The organism is Brevibacterium sp. SIMBA_078 (assembly GCF_046534565.1).
Taxonomy (GTDB): Bacteria; Actinomycetota; Actinomycetes; order Actinomycetales; family Brevibacteriaceae; genus Brevibacterium.
In genome coordinates this window covers 1-382 of the sequence record NZ_JAWRYQ010000048.1, presented here as the reverse complement: position 1 = coordinate 382, position 382 = coordinate 1, and the positions used below count along the sequence as shown (strand labels likewise).

At 37.4% G+C, this 382-nt stretch carries 1 protein-coding gene; it reads left to right on the top strand.

The window, feature by feature from the left end; genetic code table 11:
* A partial coding sequence (locus SB749_RS18805) for a hypothetical protein (RefSeq protein WP_410711638.1) occupies nt 1–382 on the top strand: 382 nt, incomplete at both ends.

Here is a 382-nt window from a genome sequence, read left to right as displayed (position 1 = left end):
AGCAACAAATGTACCTAAAAAGTACCGTACTGGACGATTAAATAACCTAAACATCATTGAAGGGCAAAATCCTGAAGCCTACAATGTAGCAAAAATGTATGTGAATAACATTTTGGACTATGTGAATGAAGGTGTAGGACTATTCCTATATTCGATTCCCAATGCTACTAACAAACTAGGAACAGGGACAGGGAAAACAACCGTAGCTACTACTCTAATCAACGAGTATACAATTGCAAGGGTAAAGCTTCATGCTAGTGGTAAAAAGCGAATAGAGGTACAACCAGCGTTATTTGTGAGGGCATCAGAATTTCAGAATACCTATAATTCACAGTTTAGAGGTACTGAAGAACAGCGTATGTCTGCAAGTGAAAAATATTAC